We start from the raw sequence: 23,232 nt of genomic DNA on the forward strand, positions 1-23,232 counted from the left end.
ATTGTTGATTTTGCCACACAGTTGATTGGAGCGGAAAGAGAGCACCTGCAGCGGATATCAACAGCTAAGTTTAACAAAGCCTTTTATTTTAATAACCACTCACCGAAAAACCTTTTGTCCCCCCTCCTTTCAAGTAGCAGAAAATGCAAAATCACCCCTTGATTGAACCAATCATGACCCCTTTGACAAAGTATCTTTGCAAGAAAGGGTAAGCGATTAACATTGGTAGAGTTGAAACAAGGATGACCGCGTATTTTAAAACTGCTGAAAGATCTGCTTTTTGGTTAATCACCTCTGCATTGGCAATGGCCATCGCTGGATCCATTGTTTCAGTGGAGATTTCTTGCAGGACAAGAATTTTTCTCAAGACCATTTGCAACGGATACTTAGCTTCATCATTTAAGTAGATCAAAGAACTAAAGTACTCATTCCAATGTCCGACACCGTAAAATAATGCCATCACTGCAATAATAGGCATTGATAATGGTAGCACGATTTTAAAAAACAGCTTTGTATTCGTACAACCGTCAATACTTGCTGCATCTTCTAATTCTTTAGGAATCGTCACTTGGAAAAACGTTCGACATAAAATAATATTCCAAATCGAAGCTGCATTGGGAATAACCAATGCCCATACAGTGTTAATCATCCCAAGATTTTTAACTAGCAAATATGAGGGGATCAGACCGCCACTGAAAAACATTGTAAATACAAACATCACCATAAAAAAATTGCGACCAACCAACTTTTTTCGGGATAAAGCATATGCAGCTGGCAATGTGACAAATAGGTTAATTGCCACACCTAACAAGGTATAAAAAATTGTATTTCGATAACCAATCCAAATCTCATCGTATTGAAAAAGTAGCTTATATCCTACAAAGGTAATCCCCTTGGGCAAAAGCCACATCTTACCTTGATTGACTAGGGTTGGATCACTTATTGAAGCGCTTATAATATAGATTAATGGGTAAAGAATTAATATCAATATCACAAATAGAAAGCAATAAACAAAATACTTAAAAATAAGATCTGTTCGACTTTCTCTAATCGCAGTCATTTTTAATCCCCTCTCTGGTTACCATAGACTTGTCTCACTTCGTTTTCTAGCAATCTGATTAACGATGACGAGAATTGTTGCATTAATGACTGCATCGAACAATCCAACAGCAGTAGAGTAACTATACTGTGCGTTAAGAATACCAGTACGATAGACAAAGGTTGCAATGACATCAGAGGATTCCATATTTAAATCATTTTGCATAAGTAAAATCTTTTGAAACCCTACCGACAATAAACTCCCCATATCTAGGATAAACAAAATGATAATCGTCGGAAGTAATGCAGGAATGTTAATATGCCAAATTCGTTGCAACCTTGATGCCCCGTCCACTTTTGCAGATTCATGAAGTTGTGGATCTACACCAGACAATGCCGCTATATAGATGATTGCTCCCCATCCCATACCTTGCCATACACCAGAAAACACGAAAACTGTCTTAAACCAACCTGGATCCTGCATAAAATCAATCGGTTCAACTCCAAACAAACCTAGGATATGATTAATTAAGCCAGTTTGAGGTGAAAGAAATGAAATGATCATACCCACCATAACAACGAGGGAAATAAAATGAGGTGCATATGTAATTGTTTGTAATCCCCGTTTAAATAAGCCGTCCTTCACTTCATTAAATGCTAATGCTAAAATAATCGGCATTGGAAAGCCAACAATAAGCGAATAAAGACTGATTCCAATGGTATTTTTTATCAAATCCCAAAAATAGTAAGAACTAAAGAAATCTTCAAACCACATAAATCCAACCCACGGACTATCCCAAACCCCTAACGCAGGGTTAAAGTCTTTAAATGCAATTAGAAGTCCATATAAAGGAACATAATGGAAAATTAAAAAATATAGAAAAGCAGGTAAAAGAAAAACATATAATTCCCAGCTTGTGGCAATATTTTTCAATGTAGTTCTTCGTTTCTCTCTTCTGATTTCTTTCTTGCTTTTTGATGAAAAAAGTGGTGCATTATTAGATGATGATGTATTCAACCCTGACTTCATAAGATCCCTCCCTCTTTAGAGCATTCAATACCAAGGTAAGCTAAAACTCAGCGACGCCAAGTAGATTCATAGATTTCTCAAAAATACTAGTAACATGTCTTAATTCTATGTAAAATCTTAAAATACAATCATTGGGGATACTCGTTTCCGTATACCCCAATGTCTGTACTGAAGTAGATTCTATTCTAAACACTAAAATATAGGTTACTTGTCAATATTCAATATTGATCCCTTAGTAGCGAGGTTTGCATAAATCTCAACCATTGCAGACTGTTCTAAGAGTGAGACAGAACGATTAGGGTCTAATTCAAACAAGCCAGTATCTGGATTACGAACCGTTTCCCACATTTCATCTGCATATGCCTGCATAAATTTACGAAATTTATTATTGTGATTTACTGTTTCTAACAGTAAAAGATTCTTTAAAAAGATAGAGTTGAAGTATGGTGGATCGGAATAAATACGAGAATTCCCATAATGTTCGAGTGCCTTATCAGCGATATCTTCTGCTCTTTCCAAATAAGAGCTGTCGCCAGTCGCCTTGTAAAACAGTACACTAGCCCCTAACATGACTCCTTGATTATAGGTCCACTGTCTTTTATTGATATTCCCTTCAAGATCAATATGATCCCAGTACAATCCATTCGGCGCCAACATACAACCATTTACCCAGTCATACATTTTCTTAGACCAATCTAAATAATACGTGTCCCCTGTAATGTCGTATAACAACAATCCAATCTCAGCAGCTGGAGCATTTGAAATAGTATTTCTATCATTACTCCATGGAGCTTGTGTCCAAAATACTCCACCTGAACAAGGATGTGCAGGATTGTCATCCCATCCATGGACAGCAAGGTCGAATATTTGTTTCGCTCGATTTAATGCTGCTTCATCACCTGTCGCATCGTATATTTTAATAAAATTGAGTCCAAGCCAATGGTTGTCATCATAAAATTTATCTCCACCATTGCCAAAAGGCGGGCGGACGTAGGAATCATAACCAACTGGGTCTGTTTCATTATTCCAATACAGCTCAAGACCCTGCAAACGATCCTGAACATCATCCTCGTAACTCTCTCCAACTTTTTTTAATTGAGACATATCAATTGTTGCTGCCATCGCACGTGAGAATGGCCATACATAAGAGTATGGGTTACCGCCATTATGCGGGTATTCCTCAAGGTAAAGCTTAGAGTCTGACTGATAAAAGTATTTTTGCAGCGCCTCATATGAATCAATGGCACGCTCCATATTTTTCTTTTGATGGGATGCAGCATTAGCTTCCGAATTGGGAAATGCTACGGAAACGATCAAAAATGATAAGATGGTTAAAATGAACAACGGTTTCTTCATTTTTATTCCCCCTAAAGTATGGTTCGATTGTAAGTATCCGTTTTAAAACATGCAATAAAATTTTTCACAGAATTCTATTCTCTTACACCTCTAAATCCCTTTCCCTAATAGATAAAATTGAATATTCAGTTATATCAATTCAGTAAGGGTTAACAGTGCATAAAATTCAATCATAGGAGCTTGATCTAATAACCATTTATGTTCTTGTGAAACACCTTTTTCCCCCGTCCAATCCTTGCTGAAAAGTCCATTCTCATCCCTTGCGTGTTTCCATGCATAATTGACATTTGCCTGTATTGCATTAATATACATACGATTACGGCTAGGATCTGCATGATATAAGGCTAAGTATCCCTTGAATAAAATTACATTAAACCATGGAGAATCTGGGAAAACAGCAAATGAAAGATCATTTTTCTTTTTTTAAAAGTACTCTAAGCTTGACTCAGCTAAACGAGATGCTTCTATTAAATAGATATCTTCATTTGTCAGTTTATAAAGCAAGGCATTGGAATGAATAATAGTTCCTACGTTATAAGTGTACGTCGTTTGATCAATGCTCCCATCCTCTCGAATGTTGTCCCAGTATATCCCTTCATTTGGTGATTCTAACTGCTTTGTCCATTTCAAAATTTTTATGGCCCAATCAAGATACTTCATATCACCCGTTACTTCATAAAGCTGAATAGCTAATACTGCTGCAGGACCATTGGAACAAGTATTTCTTGTTTTTTTATCAGTATTCCAGTAAATACCACCCCCTTTATCTTCCGACCATCCGCTGATCGCAAAATCAAACATCATTTTCGCCTTTTGTAAATATTTCTTATCACCTAATGTGTGATATGCTTCAATAAAATCTAGCCCTAACCATTCATTATCATCATAAAACTGCTGACCACCACCATATTTAATCACGTATGAATCATACGCTTCAGGCTTACTTTGTTCATTCCAGTACTTTTCAAGTCCATCGAGGACATTGATTAAATCATGGTAATACTGTTTACCAATACTAGGCATCTTTGCAAGAGCATTAATTGCAGAAATAACACCGGAATAAGGCCATAAAAATGAAACTTCTTGATCCTCTTCCTTCTTTTGATAATGTTCAAGATAAAGGCCCTCGTGTTTAAGGAAAAACCTATTTAGTAAAGCATGGTACGTTTGTTCAGCCATTCCTGATAATTCATTTTTTCTCCATTTACTAATTCCATTCGTTTAAAACCCTCCTATATTAGCGGAATTAAAATTTCACATTAGTGACTAGATGGTTTTGCGACAGTACTATAGTCAATAAGTAAAAACCCATAAGTAAACGCTTGCATTTTTGTTTTCAACTTGTTTAATCCATTTTGAAAAATCAGCTTATTGGATATTAAAACCCCATGTTTAGATTTAAAATATGTAAGCAAAATAGATCAGGATTTACAAAGTTTTCATTTTTCTTCTAAGCAAGATAACAAGTATCAAGGTAGTCATGAAATAATTTTTTTCTGGATCGTCACCGCAAAATGACGATCCACTACAGGTTATAGAATGATGTCTAGTAAACTACAATTCTACTTTTTCGCCTTTTTTAAGAGAGTTTTCACAAAAATCAATGACAAACTCACAATACATAGCATTAGCCCATGAGAACCAAGAGCGAGTAAATTCCGTCGGGTCATCAGCATGAAATCCCTCATGCATAAGCCCTGTATCTCCGTCGGTTTTTTCCAACAAATTTAATATCCTATCCTTTTCTTCAAGTGAAACAGCCGTCAAACCTTGGATTGCCAAGGCAATATGCCATATATAGTGTTGTGGGGTGTGCGGACTTCCAATACCTGATGCCGCTTTCCCAACATAATAATACGGATTCTGTTCACTGAGGAGAAAAGCTCGAGTATTTTGATAGATTTCATCATCCGCTTTACAATAACCTAGAAATGGCATAGATAGTAAACTTGGAACATTTGCATCATCCATCAAGTTGTAATTCCCCAACCCATCTGTTTCATACGCATACATTTTTCCGTATACAGGGTGTTCATATATTCCATACTTTTTAATGCCTTGCTCGATTTCAGCTTTTAGTACGTTAGCCTTCGTTTTTAAGGCGGTATTGTTATAAATATCTTCTGCAATTTCTGCAATATAACCTAATACAACACTCGCAAACATATTAGACGGAATTAAATACCCATATTTGCACGCATCATCACTTGGACGGAATCCTGACCACGTCATCCCAATCGGCCTTGTTTCTGTCCCCTTTCCATTTCTCGAAAGTGTGTCAGAGTCAGGACAATGAAATCTTTCAAATCTGTAGGCTGATCGATTTTCATGATCCTGTTCCGTGATCCAGACCTCAATGATCGAATAAAGTGCTTTTAGAAATGCATGATCAAATAGATTTTTGTTATCAGTTTGCTTCCAATATAGATAAGCTAGCTGGATAGGGTAGCACAATGAATCAATTTCATATTTTCTTTCCCAAACCATCGGGGACATATCTGTTTGATCATCTTGATGACCATTTCCATTTTCAGTCTCATTAAATGCATTCGCGTAAGGATCATGTAAAATATATTTAATCTGTTGCTTAATCACACCTTCAATCAATAAGCTTACCTGCACATCTTGCTTAGCTAATCTTATATATGGTCTCAGCTGAGCAGATGAATCTCGTAGCCACATTGCCGGAATATCCCCTGTAACCACAAACACCCCGCCATTATCTAAGCGATTCAATGTACGATCAAGTGTATCTTTGAAACAATTTCTGAATAATTCAGCCGCCTTCGGACGAGCAGATAGCTGCTCTTCAATTTTACGTGTAAATAACTCAACCGCTGTTTTATCAAATAGTTGTTTTTCCATGTGTTTCCTCCACTGTTAGAATTAACTATAATAATATACATATTAATCATAAAGGTCAATATATTTTATATATATAATATATATATATTCATATATATTAATATATTTTATATATAAAAATAGCATAGGCTTTTTCGCCTATGCTTTCGTTTTTTTTGGTTAATTTTCTATATTTTCCCAGTTGATTGACCATTGATTAATTTAGTGTGTAATAAAGTCGTTTGTAAGCTCCTGACACTATTCTTTAAACCTAGTAATTGTTCTACAGCTAGCTGCCCCATTTTTTCTTGATCCTGAAGCAAATGTGTAAAAGTAAAAGCACCTGGTTTAAATGGAGGACTATCAAAACAAAGAATCGAAATATCCCTAGGAACGGATAACCCCAGTTCTTCTACCGCTTGTTTTGCTAGAAGAGCAATATTGTACTCTATCGCGAAAAACGCTGTAATATTCTTTTGCTTCTGCAAATGATCCTTAATCATTTTTAGGTCTTTAGCAATATTGGCCTCCTTGAAGGAATCTGGCAACGTTGAAATAACTTCAGTTAGCATGAGAGGGGTTTTGGTTAAACCTTTTTCCACATGTGCTCGAATAAAACCCTCAATGCGATCTTCGACAGCTGTAGCGCTTACAGGTGGAGGACTTAATAAAGTTATTGTCTGATGTCCAAGGTCAAATAAATATTCTGTTCCTTTTTTAGCTGCTCCAATATTATCCGTACCCACTGCTGCAGCTGCCACGCCTTTTAAATAACGATCGACAAGAACAAATGGAAACTGATCAACGATTAACTTCAAAATTTCCGAGTTAAAAAAGGTTGCCCGTGATGGCAGAATAATTAATCCATCCACTCCAAGCTCCATAAATTCACGAATGGCGGCTTGTTCTTTATCAACGCTTCCGAATGAGCGTCGTAATAGAATAAATGCCCGTTCTTCCGCAGCATGCTCAATGCCATTTAACAGTCCGATCCCATAACTTTCATCAAAGTCAGTCATTATCACTCCAATAACTGGCTTATTTCGGGAGGAAGGTACAACCTTCATTTCATTATTAGCAGGTTCCTTCACAAATGAACCTCTTCCAACCTGTCGAAATATTAATCCTTCAGATGCTAACATTTCTAATGACTTTCTAGGAGTAATTACACTCACATTCCATGAATCAGCCAATTCCTTTTCAGAAGGAATACGTTCACCTTCTTTATACTTCCCTTCAGCAATGGCTGTCTTAATTGTTTCATATATTTGTTCATAGATCGGTTTTGCCGATTTCAACACCTTCTTCCACTTTCAATAATCATCATAGTAGTTAACTTTTTAATCAGCAACCGGTTAAAATATATAATATTATATTATCTAAGCAAAATCTACTATTACACTTTCACCATTGTTGTCAAAAACAAATATCATATTACGTATATATACTTATATAACATAAAGAAGAGGGAAAGTGGGATATATTAAAACATAATTGGGAGGTTGTTTTACTACCCCTCAGAAGATTCATCGATATCCAAAAAAGGAAGAAATTCTTCATGTATATAGGTAGTTTCCGTATCAAAAATCAATTGAGTATGAAGAATGTCAAGACATTCTATTAAGGCGTTTAATGATTGTTGAACAAATCCATTCTCAAATTGGTCCAATGGGACAGGTACCTCGTCCTAATCAAGAATAAAATAGTCTCCATTAGGGAGGACCATTATATCTATAATCATATCCTCAAAGGATACGAATTGATCAGTCATAAATGTATTCCTTGCGAGATTAAAATAGGAACCTAAGTAATTCCCTTTATTATCCCTCCAAATGTATACATTATAGGGACGATGAATCCAGTAATGGGCAATAGTATAACTACCTTTAGGAATGGTTAATTTTGCTTTTTCGGCAGTCATAGTAAAGGAATTCTGTATTTTATGAAAAAGCACGATCTGTTGATTTTGTGCTTTCAATAACAAACATTTGTGTTCTATAATGGTCGAGTCGTATCGTATTTTTCTTTCGATTATTTTTCCAAAACGCTTGTTCATTTATGGGTTCTCCTCATACCAATTCGTTCAATCCTAAGTAGTGACTTTTTATAGGATTTTCTTGAAGTCATCAATCAATCTCAATGCCAAAGTAATCCTTTGAAATTTCTTTAAAATCATTTTGATCAATTTCAATTTTCTCCACTTTTCCTTCCACCCATTTGGTAAAGGAGGTTTCAGTTAAGGTCACGCTCCCATTGTCTGTCAGCATGGTAAGTAAAGGCTGTTTATTAAATGGGGAATCCTGATGCACTTTGATTATCCTTTGAACTTCATCTAATTCTGAAATGTTTTTAATCGTTTCTGTTGACTGGAAAGCATATCCTATCTTCCAATTCTTATCTTTGTCATGTAATTTCAAGAACAACATATGGTCGCCATGCTCGCTTTCGATTTTCTCAACTCGGAATTCTCCGGTTTTAGAGTTGACAATCTCTCCAGTAAAAGGAACTGGTTTTAATGGGAGATTTCCCCCAAAGCCTGTATCTATTAAGTAAAGCTGATCATGATAAGTCATAATGATTACAACATGTGTGTTCCCAATTGTATTCCATCGTTGGCCGCCATGATCATAGATAATTCCACGAATTAAGGATACATCGAAACCATTTTCAACTAAGAATAAATAGAGCAATGAATTTAGATCATAGCAAAGCCCACCTTCGTTTCTTATAATGATTTTATCTACCAAATTTTCTTTTGTTAATGTTTTAGACTTTTTTGAGAGAATACTTAAGTTTTCAAATGGTATGGCTTTAGCCGTTTTTTCTAGTATTTCATCTAACTTCTCAAACGTTATTGTTTCATCTTCAGAAAATCCAATTTTGTTCCGAAATAATGCATTGACGTTTTTCATAGATGGTGTCTCCTTTTTTTCCTTGAATCTACAAATAATTGTGATTATTTGCTAGGCAATTATAGGCTTACACTGGTAATTTTTCAAATGAAGCAGCACTTTCTCAAGCATTCAGTTAGAAAAAGAACAAAAACCCATTCTAAAATGAATGGGCCCTTGGAAGAGAGATCTTCAATCAATGAAAAGGGATTTCTCTATCTTCATCATTATTTTTGCTAAACACATACGGTTCCAATCTTAGATTAATGTTTTTCATTAACTATCAAGTCAATGATATAAGTCAATATGGTTTATTACTTTTATCAATAGCCAAATCGATTAGATCCTGAACCAACTTCAACTTGTACACCATCTTCATTTTCAGTTATTTCAAGGATACCTTCTGCTTGATATAATTCTATACCATTTTCTTTTACACCATTAATTTTAGCATTTGGTAGAGTAATATATGCAGTTGTGTTAACTGGTACCTCCACTTCAACTGTAACTTCATTATGGGTAATATTCCATGCAGAGACAATTCTTCCATACATCGATTGAAGTGTAGCACGTGCATATGTTATTTATTTAGCACCCATTCTTGGATTAATACGAATTCGCTTATACGCTGACTCTTTTTCATCTATGTCTAACCCTGCAACATATTGGTACATCCAATCCCCTATAGCACCGTAGGCATAATGATTAAACGAGTTCATATCATCACTCCAGAATGAACCATCCTCTTTAATACCATCCCAATGCTCCCAGATGGTCGTTGCACCTTTTTTAATCGAGTACAACCAAGAAGGATAGGTTTCCTGAAGAAGCAGCTTTTCCGCGGTACAGTGATAACCATTTTCCGATAACGCTATGCATAGATATGGTGTACCAACGAAACCAGTTGTTAGTAGCCTAATGAGGTGGTTTATTGCGTGAGAACCACCTTCATATTGACACCCCCTCTAATCACTTACTACCGAAACTATCCACTATACCCTTCAACTAAGTTCAACAAAAAGAGCACTAATCGAGTGTTCATAAATGCCTCTATGTTCTAATTCATTCCTTAACATTTCAATAAAGTGTCTATCTAGCTTTATTTCAATTGCCTTTAAGTATGCATCATGATGCTAGTATAGTTTCATGGACACAACTTAGTTAAGTTTTGAAAAACTTGACAAGAATTTTAACTGGGGAATTAAGTTATCCAGAGCATGATGGGTCAGTTGAGGTAGGACTAGTTGCCAAAATATCGCCGTTATTTCCGAATGAACCTATTGAATTAGGAACCCATGTAGAGACTATTCCTTCCGATTTCGCTGTTCCGAGAAAAGGACCGTTCCCTTATTACAGGTGATGCTTTTGTTATGGTGAAACAAGAGTCGCTGTTCAATGTATTAACTCAAGAATTAGAAATCAGTGGCCGTCCGAGATATTTAACTACAGATTGGGATGCTGCGAAGGAATCCGTTATAAAATTAGAAGCATTGAAGCCTGCATTGGCAATTACAGGGCACGGACAACCATTGTCCTGTAACAAACTTTCAAAAGGTCTCAAGAAATTAGTGAAGGAATTTGATCAGAACGCAATCCCAGATTATGGACGATATATTAATTAAAAACACTGAACTACTAATAACTGGACCATAAACGTTATTTTCATGCGAGAACTAATTCGCAAGTATTTTCATACACATTTTGTACTGTTGCTAGGACCAGTTTATTCTACTAGAGTATAATGTAAAAATGAGGGAGATAAGAAATATTAACTGTTAAGTAATATAGTAACAGTTAATTAAAACACTTTCAAAAGTTTTTCGAATCTATTGGAATTATCAGGTAAAAGAATTTTTATACATTCCTCTCCAGAACTTCTCTCTTTTCAACGATTATTTCGAAATCATTGCGATACTTTGCAGGTGAGACGTTCATCATCGTCGTAAATACACGTGTAAAGTAATGCACTGATCCAAAGCCGGTAACATCAGCTATTTCTTTAATTGACATGCTTGTCGTTTCAAGCAGACGGGTCGCCTCCCTTACCCTTTCCTTACGAATATAGTTGGAGAAACTTTCAGTCAGTTCATTGGAAAAGAGCCTTGATAAGTGACGACTGGAAATGTGAAGATAGTTGGCAACATGTTCTAGCTTCAATGGTTCTGATAAGTTATCTTGAATAAACAACTTTGCTTGATATAAAAGTGTTGAAGAACTATTTGCAAACAATTTTTCCTGACTTTTCTGACTAGCTTCGGAAAACATAGAGGTAAAAGACAGGATGAGTGTGTGTGCCATATTGGAAATGAAGTTATTATCGTCTGCACCACCGTTTGACGTATGGGCTACCAACGCTCTCCAAATTAACGCTGTCGGAGAATCATCCGCACCACAGACATAAAATTTATTTGTTCCCGCTAATTGACTAATCATACTATTGGCATCATCCTTTGAGTTTTCATGTAAGATATCAAAAGCAATATACACGAGAAAAAGACCAGTTTCACTTAAAATTTGGTGTTGATTGTTTGGACGTGATAAAAAAACAGTACCTTTCTTTAATGGATATTGTTCATCCATGTCTTTATATAATCCTTCTCCACTAAGTACATAACAAACTTCAAAAAATGAATGCTTATGCAACGGATTGTCATAATGTTTTGGATTAACCCCCCAATAAAGCACCTTAAAGGTAACTTCTTCTCCAAATGGCCCCATTGCATATTGATTCAATATTCCTTCACTGCGTTTACAAGATTGGATTATCATAAATATCCCTCCGTGTCTTCATAAGACAAAAAAGTAGCCTCTTATGATAAAGACTAGAAACTAATAATTCATTATTATGATAACAAGTAAACTATTAAACTTAAAGGTGGTAAATATTATGATTACATTAAAGGATGCTGAATTTTACAAAGAAAATGGATACTTACTTGTTAAAGGGGTTTTTAACAAAGGTGAAGTAGAAGAAATGAAAAATGCCGTTGAACAAATTATTCAGCGTGCAGCCAATGCAAAACTTGATCGAAATGCCGCTTGGCAAGGGGAGTACATTCCACCAAACGAGTTAAAAAAACTTGTTTTGAAAGGGTTTCATGACGTTCATTATCATGATTCATCTTTCACTAAAGCCGTTATCCATCCAAATATGGTCTCTATTTTACAAAAGTTAATCGGACCGAATGTTCAATTACATCACTCCAAAATGCTTGTTAAACCACCTGAAAAGGGAGCTGCTTTTCCTATGCATCAGGATCATCCGTATTTTCCTCATGAAAGTCATACCATGATGGCAGCCAGTGTTCATCTTGATGATGCAGACTTGGAAAATGGATGTCTAAGAGTCATACCAAAATCTCATAAAGAAGGATCTATTCCTCATGTAGGGCGTCACTATTTAAATCATAAGGAATATCCGATTTCCATAGGAACTCCATGCCCTGCAGAAGCAGGAGACGTTCTGTTTTTTAATTATTTAACAATACACGGCTCTGACAGTAATCGGAGCGATCGTCCACGTAGAAACGTACTTTTCCAATATCGCGACCCTGATGATAAACCGTCTGCCGATGTACACGTGAACTGGGGACAAGGCTTAATGGTCTGTGGAGAAAATCCAACGTTCCGTGAATATCAGGCAAAATAGTAAAATTATAGCTGATTCTAATCACTTGGTATAATAACACCATATATTTGGAGTTCAAACTCGATTACTCATCTTTCTCTTTGCTTTTCATTTGTGTGATTTGCAAAACAGGAGGCTGACTCAAAAGGTCGTTAGTAACGGCTATTGAGTCAGCCTTATCTCTTTTCTTTATTAAATTTCCTGTTTTTAGGTGTTTTTTGTAATAAGTAAGTACATTTTCCTATGTTTACTTATAGATTTTGACTCTTTTGGATGTGTTTTTGCCACTAACTATGGCAGTGGGCATCCTCATCTCTTTGATTACATTGAACCTGCTACTACTTTCCCTCTAAATAAAACAGCTTCTCTTTTAGGCAATCTTGCCACTGCCTCAGCGGAACATTCTGCTTCTAATAGAACAAGACTCGCTTCATCACCTTCTAAAGGCCATGCTACTTCACCTTGTTCATTTAGTGGAGTAGTACCACCTGTTGCCCATTTTAATGAATGTGCTAACGTTTTTTCATCTTTACGATTGAAACGTTCACAGTATCTCATTGATTTTTCTAGTACATCACCGTTTCCGAATGGACTCCATGAATCATAAAATCCATCACATCCTAAATATACCTTCACTCCTTTTTGATCTAAAAGTTCAAGAGGAGGAATATTTCTTGTGATCGGAATAGTAGACATAATAGACATTCCTACCTCACTTAAAGTTTCAGCTAATTCTGCTGTTTGCTCAATCGGAACGTCACCTAAGTTAAATGCGTGTGATATAGCGGTTTTATTATACCATTTTGCATCTCGAACCATTTCAGCAAATTTGTCGATCGTATAAAATCCAACATGTCCGTGATCGTGTAGGTGAATATCAATACCTGCATCGAATTCTGTTGCTAGATTCAGGACTTCATATAATGATTTTTCAATATTTTTATCAATACCTGCTGGATCCAAACCTCCCACAATATGTGCTCCTGATCGCATTGCTTCCTTCATTAATGAGCCCATATCATCACGCAAAAGACCATGCTGAGGGAATGCAACAATTTCATAAGTAAGCTTGTCAGAATAATCTTCTAACGATTCACGAACACCCTCAAGATTTTTCAATCCAATATAAGGATCAATATTCACATGTGTACGGATATGTGTAGATCCATTAGAAAGAATTTGTTTAATCATCTTGCTCGCACGTTGTTTTGTAGTAGGTACAAGTTCATTTAATTCCAATGCTTCATAATACAGTCGTTGCTCAAGATTTTTAACAGGTTTACACGATTTCCAATCAAGTGATAAATACGTTTTATCTAAATGATTATGCATTTCTTTAAAGGTTGGTACAGCAAGAAGCCCTTTAGCATCCAACACTTTCTCATTAGAAGGAATAGCATATGGATGGGAATGCTTTTCTACAATGCTTCCTTCTTGGATTTTTAAATCAAAGCTTCCTGTTTGAGTTTCAATGAAGCCATCCTCAAATTTCTCAATACCCATTTCTAAACGAACGTTTCTCAACCATATTATTTCACTCATTGTATAATCCCTCTCTTTTAAGAAAAAAGAACATATTCATGTAGCTTACTTTCTACTCTCTTTCCTTTAATATATACACTGTCAACTGTTGCTCTTCTCGCAACGGCTTCTGCAGAGCATGAAGCATCTACTAGAATCATAGACGCCTCATCACCCACTTTAGGCCAATTACGTTTTCCATCTTCGTTCAGTAAAGAGATTCCGCCAGTACCGTACTTTACAATAGAAGCTAATGATTTTTCATCCATTTGACGGAATCTCTCTGCTAATACCGACATTTTATTAATCGTGTTTCCCGTACCAAATGGAGACCAATGATCGGTAATACTATCATGACCAAGTGAAACGTTCATACCAAGTCGGTCTAATGTTGGAATAGGAATGGTTGCTCGTGTAATAGGAACAGTTGTCGTCACATCGATTTGCTGCTCTGTTAATAGAGAAACCATTTCAATTAATGCTTCCCCTTCTAAATCAGCCAATGCACTTCCGTGACTAATAGTGGCTCTTCCCTTTAATCCTGCTTCCTTCGTATAGTGAGCCATTCTTTCAAATGTGAAAGCACCAAGAGTATTCAAATCATTAAGATGTATATCTACCCCAGTACCTGCTTCTACTGCAATATCAAAAATGGTATGTAATGATTTCTCAATGTTACGATCAATTGTGGCAGGATCGACTCCTCCAACAAGTGTTGCACCATTTTTCATAGCATCTCTTACAAGCTGTACAGAGTCACTTCTTAACAACCCGTGTTGTGGGAAAGCGACAATTTCATACGATAAGGAATCTTTGTATTTTTCTAGAGCATTGACTGTTGCTTCTAAATTTTTCAGTCCAATAACAGGATCCACATTACAATGTGTACGAATGTGAGTATGACCATTACGAAGAAGCAATTCGATCATTTTCTCTGCGCGCGCTTGTGCAAATGGTAATTGCTGTGGAAGGATCGTTTGCTCTTCTTCAATACGAGATTGAACTCCTTTTGGAGCCGGTTTAACTGCTTTCCAAGGTCCACCATAATACGTTTTATCAATATGAATATGCATATCTCGTAACGATGGTATTAATAATTTCCCTTCACCATTAACAGTTGGAAACTCATCATTTGGCTCGGTTTGTGCAATTTCAACCATCTTTCCGTCTACAATTTTAATATATGCGATTTCTGTTTGCGTTTTCGTTACTTGCCCTACTTCCTCTACAAAACCTGTTTCTAATACAACATTTGTTAATCAGAATGTGTTCATATCTTTTTTCTCCTCTATTATAAAATTAAGAAGCTCCTTTTTAGTTCTCACAAGCAAATGACGAATCCTAGCGATATTCTATCTCTTGGCATTTGACTCTAACCATAACGCTTAAAACTTAAAGAAGGACACGTTGTGTAGAAAGGACTCTTTTCAATATATACCTAAGACTATTCATAATCATCTTAAAATAATTTATTATAAAAATAATATAGACATTTTGTGGGAGAACTAGCGTTTATTAACTACTCCATTTGTAATGGATACATGATCCCTGTATTGTGAAGGGGTCATATTGTTTAAATTCCATTGATATCTATAATTATTGTAATAAGTCATATATTGCTTAATTTCCTTTTTCAGTTCGTCTATATTTGTACAAATTTTAATAGAGGCTTCATCTTTAAAGTGTCCAAAGAAAGACTCTTGAGGTTCATTATCGTCAACCAATAAATTTCCCCTTACCAATAAACAGTAGTTTTTCCAAGCATTCTTGCTACTCCTTCTGCAAAATAATAATCACCATAAATCAAAGAGCAGTCAACGTCAGTTTCCTCAGGCTTATGTCCGCATGTATGATAATATGAGTGTAGATTTACAATGAAAAGTTACCCACTTTAAGCGCATTCTGCAGTTAGGTCTTAATGTTGATTTTCAAACTCACCTAATGTCACCTAGTCTTGTATGAGGTTCGTGCCCCTCTATGCGGAAGTTTTCCGCTGACTTCCTTCAGATAAAAGAGTCACCTTCTTATCCTTATCTTAAGCTACAGGTTACTATTGCCTTCATATTTCAGGAAATACCTTATAGCCTTCACCTTCTTCCAGGCAGACAAATCAAAGGCTGCCGAGGATTCTCGACAGCCTTTGAACTAGTAATAAAATTACTGGGTTCTACTACTATCCATACCATTTATATTTGCAACTGACTGTTTTGTCTATTTAAGAGCCATTATTTTGCAATGGCCTTACGACAATATAATCCAGTTCATAAGATCCTTGATCCTTCATGAACATGATCGTATTGGTGCCTTTATTCAAAGGAACCTCTATTTTCGTGGCCATAAAGCGCCCCCAGCCATGTGTACCTTGATATTTCAACGAGTGTACTTCGCCATTGACAATCATTTTGCCTGTCGAGGCATTGTATCCATTTCCATTGGCAAACCAAATATCGACATTATAATTTCCCGCTTTAGGAACAACAACTTGATTGAACTTCACATAGCTTTCAGCAAAATCAATTCCGCCTACATAGCTTCTCCCAGATGCATGGGCTGCGTTGGTTCTTACTTCTGCACGGAATATGTCGGCTTGTTCCGCTTCATATTTGGCTGCACCCGTATCTGCCAAGCTCTCCGTCACTTCAGGGAAATAGGTGATACGCAGGTTTTGCGCTCCATATGGAATCAATTCAATATTTTCAGTCGGCTCTGTTGAAAGAATTGGTCCAACAGGCGGTTCGGCAGCTTCTACGTTATTAGCTGATTTACCCCATGTTGAGATTTTTTTCGCTTTAGCTACCAGCTTAACTGGTGTCGTTTCTTGCTCAAACGGATTCTCAGGCATTGGTCCTGTAATCACATCGATAGATTTCTCTGGATGCTGCCGGTCAATAAGCAAACCGTAGTTCCATGGATTTTCCGCCTTTACACTATACTCATTGAAGCCTAAAGCAGACGCATTGAATCCTGGCACTTCAGCAATCGGCTTGTTTTCAACCTGCCAGCTCTCATTCATTTGCAGGGAATACACAAGTGGACCGCGTTCAATACCAATGGAATTATTGACCCATGTTGTCGTTTTCAGCTTCATCGGCATTTGAAGAACCATTTCGTCACCGCTCTTCCATTTTCTGTCTATGCTTACATACTCTCCTGCTTTCACAGCTTTCACAGGCTCTCCATTCACAGTTACGGTAGGATTAACCGACCATGCTGGAATACGGAGTTTGAGTGGGAACTGCACCTTTTTTGAAGCTGTTATGTCAAATTTTATTTGATCTTCAAACGGATAATTTGTGGTCTCATTAATCATAACGTTTGCATCTTTCAGCCTCACTGATACCTTGCTCGGCCCGTATGTAATAACCCCAATGCCTCCGTCAGCAGATGCTGCCCACATATTCTTTACTAAATATGGCCAGCCCATATGCATATTGAAGCGGCAGCACGCAAAACCAGAAGTTGGCGAAGGCATCATACCGTTAGAATGGTTTTGTTTAAAGCCATGATCTGCATAGTTGCTCTCTACTTGATTAGTTAAGGAATAATATTGATGGTTCTTGATTTGCTTATCCATAGCTCCAGGAAGAGAGTTGAAGGCAATTTTCTCCAATGCATCTCCAATGTGCGGATCGCCAAGAATCATTGCAGCTTCTTCATTACTTTGCATCCGCTCTGTAATGGCGCAAAGTTCGACTCCCTGTGTGGAAGAAATTCCAGCAAGCATTTCAGTACCCGAAGGCATACCGGTTATCTGAGTATGATTAGATAAATTTTTCACTCCGGCCTGAAAAGCATCACGATCATTTTTGGAATGCGAACGCTGGTAATAAATGGCAGGCGTTTTAATTGCTTCATTCACATTAACCGTATGAGTAGGATGGAAATCATCCCCAAAATCCTGTAACTTATTATTGTTAAACAGGTCTGCAATTGGATAACCCTGTCCTGCCAGCAAATCTGACAGGTCAAGTAAGAACTCGTCACCCGTATGGTTGTACAACCATAAGACAGTATCTATATTATCTCCAACCCGGATTTTCCCCCATTCCTTTAAAGGCTGAGTAGGCAAATGAGTGGCTTGATACTTAAAATAGTTTGTCATAAACGGAAGAACACGTTCATCACCCGACGCTTCGTAATAATCTTTCAGCGCATAAAGCGCTACCATGCGAGGCCACCAATCGTCATTAGCCGGACCGAAAAATCCATCCTCACGTTGACTCTCCAAAATGGCGTTAATCCATTTTTGAGAAGTGGCGATGAGATCCTTATCTTTCAACGTATAAGCAAGAGGAATCAAGCCTTTTAAATAATAAACAGGTCTTTCCCAATCAGATTCCGGCGCTGTGCCTCCAAGCCATGCTGCATCTGTTCCCAATTCGCTATACAGATCCTCCGCATAACCTGTAGCTCCGTCTCGCTGAAGCTCAAGTTGCTTGAGAAGCCAGCCTTTAGCTTCAATTGAACCAAGAGGCAACGGAGTAAACGGTGTCTCAACTAGCGGGTTTTTGTTTGCAACAGGTTCTTTGAATGTTTTGTCAGGAATCACAAACGCACTTGCAATAAAATTATCAAAAGAAGCTTGAGATTGGTTGATTTGCAATCTAACTCCTCCTTTATCATAATGAACTCGACTTTTATCATTATATTAGATAACTGGAGTACGAGTATCGTTTACGTAGACCTTAATGGTATTTTGGCTGGTTACGACTTTCAGATGGTAAAACTTATTAGGATCGATACGATCAAACACTTTCAATGTTTTCAGGACCTTCCACTTGTTGTTTTTCATTTGGTCAAGAGTTACTTTGCCATCACCGTTAATTCCAGCATAATAGCCTCGTATCATTGTGTTAGCCTCTATTCCCTTTTGTAAACACAACTGTCCTTGGCTCTACTAGCTCCACATGAAAGAAAAATCAATTTCCGTAAACCCAACCAACAAGCCGATATTTTCTACTAGAATAGAAATGTCAGCATCTTCAACAAGTTTTAAAAGAAGTTAGCTCTAACCAGAAACCTCTAAGATAGTACTTAAAAAACCTCTCCATCATACTTTCATTTTCCTATACCAGAATTATGACCATTTATAACTTTTGTGACAGCTTCAATCAGCGTATGGATATCAGCATTTAATTGCTCTTTTGCTTTCTCAGAAATGCTGCCATTCTTTTTTATATCCTTTGAAAAGTCTCCTAATTTCTTGACTGATTGCTTGTGATATCCTTTTTGATACTGCTCTAGCGATTGAGAAAGGTTGACATCCAATTGTTTTTTCAAAACCTCACCAATCTCTCCCGATTCAACATAACTTTTAAAAACCGATTCTACTTGATCAAACTTTTCCTGTAAATCATTAAAACCAAGTAATTCTATTTGAGACATAGTAGTAGAGGTGGCTCCACCGTTTTCTTTTACCTCAAGTCTATAGTAGGAATAGGCACCAGGGTTCTCAATTTTGAATGGTTTGGTGAAATTACGCCATTGGAAACTTTCATGTTCTCTTTTATCTAGAATATGCCAATTTTCACCATCTTTGGAGCCAATTAATATCCAGCTTTTTGGATCCTGTTTTTTATCCTCTCCAGAAGTAATCGTGTACATCAACACTTCCTCGGGTCCATTCTCGAAACGATATTGTACCCACGGATTATTATTTACTATTGACAATTTAGTTTGAGAGGTATTGTCAAATAGCCTTTCTGCATCACCTTCATCGGAATGAAGAGATGTCCCTTCATTATGATCTGTTAAATCAAACATTGTAGTAGGTGGCAAGGAAGTACCGTTTGTTGCTGTATCAGTGATCGACTTAGGTAAGGCGTCTACACCTATTCCCCATTTTGACGGCTCGCTTCCCATTTCAAACTCCAATGTGGCTCCTTTACTCAGCGTTTCATGGGCTATCGTTAACTTATCATGATTTTTATCGTTTACTTTTAGGTTTTGTACGTATTTATTTTCATTGCTGACATTTGGAGCTTCGATGATTATTTTCTCCCCATTTTCAAGGGTGATCGTCATTTTCTTAAAATAAGGTGCTCCAATTGCATATTCAGGTGTGCCCATTTGCAACGGATAAAATCCTGCAGCACTGAACAAATACCATGCAGACATCTCTCCGTTATCTTCATCACCTGGATACCCCTGGCCAATTTCACTTCCAAGATAAAGTCGTGATAATACTTCACGAACTTTTTCCTGCGTTTTCGCTGGTTGTCCAGCATAGTTATACATGTAAGGAATATGATGGGAAGGTTGATTACTATGCCCGTACATTCCCATCCTTACATCCCTAGCTTCAAGCATTTCATGAATTACACCGCTATAATGCCCTGGGTGAGAGGCTGTCTCGGGAGTGGAGAAAAATGCATCCAGTTTTTCCGCCAATCCATCTCTACCTCCATATAGATTTGCCAACCCTTGACCATCATGTGGTACGTGGAATGCCATATTCCAAGCATTTGTTTCTGTATAATCACCGCCCCAAACTTCAGGATTGAAGTTATCAGCAGGGGTTCTCCATTCACCTGACGGCTCTTTTCCCATAAAGAAATTTACATTAGAATTAAACATTTCCACATAGTTCTGCGCTCGCTCTAAATAATAATTGGCAGCCGTACAATACTGTTTATGATCTGGATTCGAATTATCTGTCTGCTTTGCCAGCTCTTTTGCTATATTCGCAATAGCAAAGTCATTGATGTAACCATCCATTGCCCACGACAACCCTTCATCAGTCGAAGTGCTTGTATAACGATTAAAAATAGACGTGGACAACCCTTTTCTGCCCACACTCTCATTATCACTAGCTACGGAGGCATTCTTTAAAGCAGATTCATAAAATGCTTTCACATCAAAATTTGTTACTCCTTTTAAATAAGCATCAGCAAAAGCAACATCAGAACTTGTGCCAACCATCAAATTAGCATAGCCAGGCGAAGACCATCTCGATATCCAACCGCCATCCTTGTAATGTTGTACAAAACCATCGATCATCTCACCGGCAATGGTTGGTGTAAACAAGGAGTATGCTGGCCAGGTCGTTCTGTACGTGTCCCAGAAACCATTATTGACAAAACACTTACCATCAACAATTTTGGCACCTGTCTCAGTGGGTGTGTTTTCTTCCGTTTGTTCCAAAAATGGACTAGCATACTGATAGTTAGGTTTTTCTTCAGTGCCCGAATTTTCATACCCAATATTCGGATATAAGAACAACCGATACATGTTGGAATATAAAGTGGTAAGTTCGTCTTCACTTGCTCCTTCCACTTCAAGTATTTTTAGTTTTTCTTCCCATGCTTTTTTTGCATCTTCTTTCAAACATTCAAAAGAAGAATCAAATTTAATATCCTGTTCAAGATTCTTTTTTGCTTGCTTAACGCTAATCAGTGACGTAGCTATTTTCATTGTGACTGTTTTGTCCTCACCCGAGGTATTGAAACTAAAATAGCCTGCAACATGATCCCTGTTCTCTCCAGATAACTTCCCGCTGTCAGTTACTTTCTTATCAAATGATGCATAAACGAACATCCTAGTAGCACCGTCAGAAAGGTTGCTTTTTACATCTGTAAAGCCAGTGATTGTCTTTTGGTCTGGATATAAAGACAAGCCACCATTATTGTTTACATTGTCAAAAATCAAATTTGATTTTCCATCAGTAAAAGTAAACCTAAACATTGCGGCACGGTTTGTGGGCGTCATTTCCGTTTGAATACCATTCTCAAATGTAACACTATAATAATGCGGCTTTGCTATTTCATTTTCATGTTTAAATGGAAGCGCTCGTTCATTTCTGTTAGCACTAGGTTTTTCTGACGCCGAGGGCATTACTTGGAATGTCTGACGATCTCCCATCCATGGGCTTGTTTCATGACTGAGAGAAAATGCCTGGATTTCTGGTAAATTTTCCGAGTTATTCGCTTGTTGATAAGTGTAAAGCCAGCTAATAGAACCAGCGTCTGTCACTGGCGTCCAGAAGTTAAACCCATGAGGAACCGCCACTGCCGGGAAATTGTTTCCTCTAGAAAATGTGGAATTTGAGTTTGTCCCTCTCAAAATATTCACATAATCAACAGGACTTTCATATGTTTCCTCTTTCGAATCCCCTTCAATTTTAATATCATCTATACTACCCTCAAAAACCCCAGGACCTTTTGGATTGTCATAAGCCACTAAAATTCGATCAATGGTTTTTCCTTCGGCCACTTTTCCTATAACAGATGATTTATAGTTCCATTGATTCGGATATAAAGTATTAGATTCCCCTTGTGCCTTGGGATTTAATTCAATACCATGCTGGTCCTTTGCCCCAATTTCACTAAGATATGTTCCATCAGTAAATGCAAGATCGATAGATACGTAGGTACTAGAATAATCCCTTTGTTCCTCATCCATAAACTGCGGATGAAGATAATAGGAAAGTTTTGACTTGGAAGTAACTGCAATCTTTACGTCAAATACTTTATTATAAGAGTAAGCTCGGTATTCTGGAACATGCCTACCAGAATACCGTAAAGCTTTTCCTCCTGTCCATCCTGCATTGGCTTTTCCTGTATAACTACTGTTCGGGCCATCCCCTATTTCTGAATTCATATTAGAAATTTCACATGCCAGCCATTTTGTTTGCTTATTGTGGTCCACCAAATTATTAGCTTCTTCATTTGGCGGCTTGTCTGCACTTGCAGAAACTTCTTCTATTAAATGAGTGATATTCCCTTGTATTGAATCATATGGAATACCTTTGATACCTGAGGCCATTTTTTTTCCTTCACTATCAGTTTCAACAGTGTTTTCCCAGGTAGGTTGTTTGTCCCCTTCCTCAAACGAAGTAAAGAAGTCTATTATTTCAACTTCTCTCGCAGAGACTGGACAAACAACTGGTTGAGTAACATTATTTTCACCCATGTACACTTGTCTCC

General features: G+C 37.2%; 16 protein-coding genes and 5 pseudogenes. 2 read left to right on the plus strand and 19 right to left on the minus strand.

Annotated features, from left to right (window positions below; genetic code table 11):
* Nucleotides 1-151: 151 nt before the first annotated feature.
* From HUW50_RS23095 to HUW50_RS23150, 12 genes and pseudogenes are all read right to left on the minus strand, one after another.
* The gene (locus tag HUW50_RS23095) at nucleotides 152-1,060 is read right to left on the minus strand and encodes a carbohydrate ABC transporter permease (protein WP_066332996.1); all 909 of its coding nucleotides are present in this window, start codon (nucleotides 1,058-1,060) and stop codon (nucleotides 152-154) included.
* Nucleotides 1,061-1,078: 18 nt separating this feature from the next.
* A complete protein-coding gene (locus tag HUW50_RS23100; protein WP_083964633.1) occupies nucleotides 1,079-2,068 on the minus strand; it encodes an ABC transporter permease in 990 nt (329 codons plus the stop codon).
* A 204-nt stretch (nucleotides 2,069-2,272) separates the two neighbouring features.
* Nucleotides 2,273-3,424 carry a glycoside hydrolase family 76 protein gene (locus HUW50_RS23105; RefSeq protein WP_185653382.1) on the minus strand — a complete coding sequence of 384 codons (1,152 nt, stop codon included), beginning with the start codon at nucleotides 3,422-3,424 and terminating at the stop codon, nucleotides 2,273-2,275.
* 129 nt (nucleotides 3,425-3,553) lie between these two features.
* Nucleotides 3,554-3,736 carry a hypothetical protein gene (locus HUW50_RS23110; RefSeq protein ID WP_066332992.1) on the minus strand — a complete coding sequence of 61 codons (183 nt, stop codon included), beginning with the start codon at nucleotides 3,734-3,736 and terminating at the stop codon, nucleotides 3,554-3,556.
* A 111-nt stretch (nucleotides 3,737-3,847) separates the two neighbouring features.
* On the minus strand, nucleotides 3,848-4,603 hold the full coding sequence (locus tag HUW50_RS23115) for a glycoside hydrolase family 76 protein (protein WP_066332989.1): 756 nt from the start codon (nucleotides 4,601-4,603) through the stop codon (nucleotides 3,848-3,850).
* Nucleotides 4,604-4,978: 375 nt separating this feature from the next.
* On the minus strand, nucleotides 4,979-6,289 hold the full coding sequence (locus tag HUW50_RS23120) for a glycoside hydrolase family 125 protein (RefSeq protein ID WP_066332987.1): 1,311 nt from the start codon (nucleotides 6,287-6,289) through the stop codon (nucleotides 4,979-4,981).
* Between the two features lie 167 nt (nucleotides 6,290-6,456).
* Nucleotides 6,457-7,569, minus strand: a complete 1,113-nt coding sequence (locus HUW50_RS23125) for a GntR family transcriptional regulator (RefSeq protein ID WP_396652558.1) — start codon at nucleotides 7,567-7,569, stop codon at nucleotides 6,457-6,459.
* A 209-nt stretch (nucleotides 7,570-7,778) separates the two neighbouring features.
* Nucleotides 7,779-8,324 (minus strand): annotated as a pseudogene (locus HUW50_RS23135) (DUF402 domain-containing protein).
* Between the two features lie 70 nt (nucleotides 8,325-8,394).
* Nucleotides 8,395-9,180: an arylamine N-acetyltransferase family protein gene (locus HUW50_RS23140; RefSeq protein WP_066338876.1), complete on the minus strand. Its 786-nt coding sequence runs from the start codon at nucleotides 9,178-9,180 to the stop codon at nucleotides 8,395-8,397.
* Nucleotides 9,181-9,482: 302 nt separating this feature from the next.
* The gene (locus HUW50_RS27250; RefSeq protein WP_260445721.1) at nucleotides 9,483-9,743 is read right to left on the minus strand and encodes an alpha-L-rhamnosidase C-terminal domain-containing protein; all 261 of its coding nucleotides are present in this window, start codon (nucleotides 9,741-9,743) and stop codon (nucleotides 9,483-9,485) included.
* On the minus strand, nucleotides 9,744-10,091 hold the full coding sequence (locus tag HUW50_RS27255) for an alpha-L-rhamnosidase-related protein (RefSeq protein WP_311774059.1): 348 nt from the start codon (nucleotides 10,089-10,091) through the stop codon (nucleotides 9,744-9,746).
* Nucleotides 10,092-10,160: 69 nt separating this feature from the next.
* A pseudogene (locus HUW50_RS23150) lies at nucleotides 10,161-10,271 on the minus strand (hypothetical protein); the annotation flags it as partial.
* A gap of 77 nt (nucleotides 10,272-10,348) precedes the next feature.
* Between HUW50_RS23150 and HUW50_RS23155 the strand changes: the two are divergent.
* Nucleotides 10,349-10,781: pseudogene (locus HUW50_RS23155) on the plus strand (MBL fold metallo-hydrolase); the annotation flags it as partial.
* Nucleotides 10,782-11,013: 232 nt separating this feature from the next.
* Here HUW50_RS23155 and HUW50_RS23160 read toward each other — a convergent pair.
* Nucleotides 11,014-11,928 carry an AraC family transcriptional regulator gene (locus tag HUW50_RS23160; RefSeq protein WP_066338899.1) on the minus strand — a complete coding sequence of 305 codons (915 nt, stop codon included), beginning with the start codon at nucleotides 11,926-11,928 and terminating at the stop codon, nucleotides 11,014-11,016.
* A 118-nt stretch (nucleotides 11,929-12,046) separates the two neighbouring features.
* Here HUW50_RS23160 and HUW50_RS23165 point away from each other — a divergent pair, with 118 nt between their 5' ends.
* Nucleotides 12,047-12,808: a phytanoyl-CoA dioxygenase family protein gene (locus tag HUW50_RS23165; RefSeq protein ID WP_066338901.1), complete on the plus strand. Its 762-nt coding sequence runs from the start codon at nucleotides 12,047-12,049 to the stop codon at nucleotides 12,806-12,808.
* Nucleotides 12,809-13,108: 300 nt separating this feature from the next.
* On the opposite strand, the gene HUW50_RS23170 is transcribed toward HUW50_RS23165, so the two are convergent.
* The 6 genes and pseudogenes from HUW50_RS23170 to HUW50_RS23195 form a co-directional block, all read right to left on the minus strand.
* Entirely contained in the window at nucleotides 13,109-14,329 is a 1,221-nt protein-coding gene (locus HUW50_RS23170) for an amidohydrolase (RefSeq protein ID WP_066338913.1), read from the minus strand.
* 17 nt (nucleotides 14,330-14,346) lie between these two features.
* Nucleotides 14,347-15,567 (minus strand): annotated as a pseudogene (locus HUW50_RS23175) (amidohydrolase); the annotation flags it as partial.
* Nucleotides 15,568-15,813: 246 nt separating this feature from the next.
* Nucleotides 15,814-16,044 (minus strand): annotated as a pseudogene (locus HUW50_RS23180) (IS3 family transposase); the annotation flags it as partial.
* A gap of 479 nt (nucleotides 16,045-16,523) precedes the next feature.
* Nucleotides 16,524-18,911 (minus strand): beta-L-arabinofuranosidase domain-containing protein, encoded by a 2,388-nt coding sequence (locus HUW50_RS23185; protein ID WP_185653384.1) that lies wholly within the window; start codon nucleotides 18,909-18,911, stop codon nucleotides 16,524-16,526.
* A gap of 45 nt (nucleotides 18,912-18,956) precedes the next feature.
* Entirely contained in the window at nucleotides 18,957-19,157 is a 201-nt protein-coding gene (locus HUW50_RS23190) for a hypothetical protein (RefSeq protein ID WP_066338928.1), read from the minus strand.
* Between the two features lie 209 nt (nucleotides 19,158-19,366).
* Nucleotides 19,367-23,218, minus strand: a complete 3,852-nt coding sequence (locus tag HUW50_RS23195; protein ID WP_185653385.1) for a GH92 family glycosyl hydrolase — start codon at nucleotides 23,216-23,218, stop codon at nucleotides 19,367-19,369.
* Nucleotides 23,219-23,232: the final 14 nt, after the last annotated feature.

The sequence above is a fragment of the Metabacillus sp. KUDC1714 genome (assembly GCF_014217835.1).
In the GTDB taxonomy this organism is placed as follows: Bacteria; Bacillota; Bacilli; order Bacillales; family Bacillaceae; genus Metabacillus; species Metabacillus rhizosphaerae.

Coding starts and splice junctions, on each gene's coding strand:
- HUW50_RS23095 (WP_066332996.1), bottom strand. CDS start 1,060: ATGACTGCGATTAGAGAAAGTCGAACAGATCTTATTTTTAAGTATTTT.
- HUW50_RS23100 (WP_083964633.1), bottom strand. CDS start 2,068: ATGAAGTCAGGGTTGAATACATCATCATCTAATAATGCACCACTTTTT.
- HUW50_RS23105 (WP_185653382.1), bottom strand. CDS start 3,424: ATGAAGAAACCGTTGTTCATTTTAACCATCTTATCATTTTTGATCGTT.
- HUW50_RS23110 (WP_066332992.1), bottom strand. CDS start 3,736: ATGTATATTAATGCAATACAGGCAAATGTCAATTATGCATGGAAACAC.
- HUW50_RS23115 (WP_066332989.1), bottom strand. CDS start 4,603: ATGGCTGAACAAACGTACCATGCTTTACTAAATAGGTTTTTCCTTAAA.
- HUW50_RS23120 (WP_066332987.1), bottom strand. CDS start 6,289: ATGGAAAAACAACTATTTGATAAAACAGCGGTTGAGTTATTTACACGT.
- HUW50_RS23140 (WP_066338876.1), bottom strand. CDS start 9,180: ATGAAAAACGTCAATGCATTATTTCGGAACAAAATTGGATTTTCTGAA.
- HUW50_RS23160 (WP_066338899.1), bottom strand. CDS start 11,928: ATGATAATCCAATCTTGTAAACGCAGTGAAGGAATATTGAATCAATAT.
- HUW50_RS23165 (WP_066338901.1), top strand. CDS start 12,047: ATGATTACATTAAAGGATGCTGAATTTTACAAAGAAAATGGATACTTA.
- HUW50_RS23170 (WP_066338913.1), bottom strand. CDS start 14,329: ATGAGTGAAATAATATGGTTGAGAAACGTTCGTTTAGAAATGGGTATT.
- HUW50_RS23190 (WP_066338928.1), bottom strand. CDS start 19,157: ATGATACGAGGCTATTATGCTGGAATTAACGGTGATGGCAAAGTAACT.
- HUW50_RS23195 (WP_185653385.1), bottom strand. CDS start 23,218: ATGGGTGAAAATAATGTTACTCAACCAGTTGTTTGTCCAGTCTCTGCG.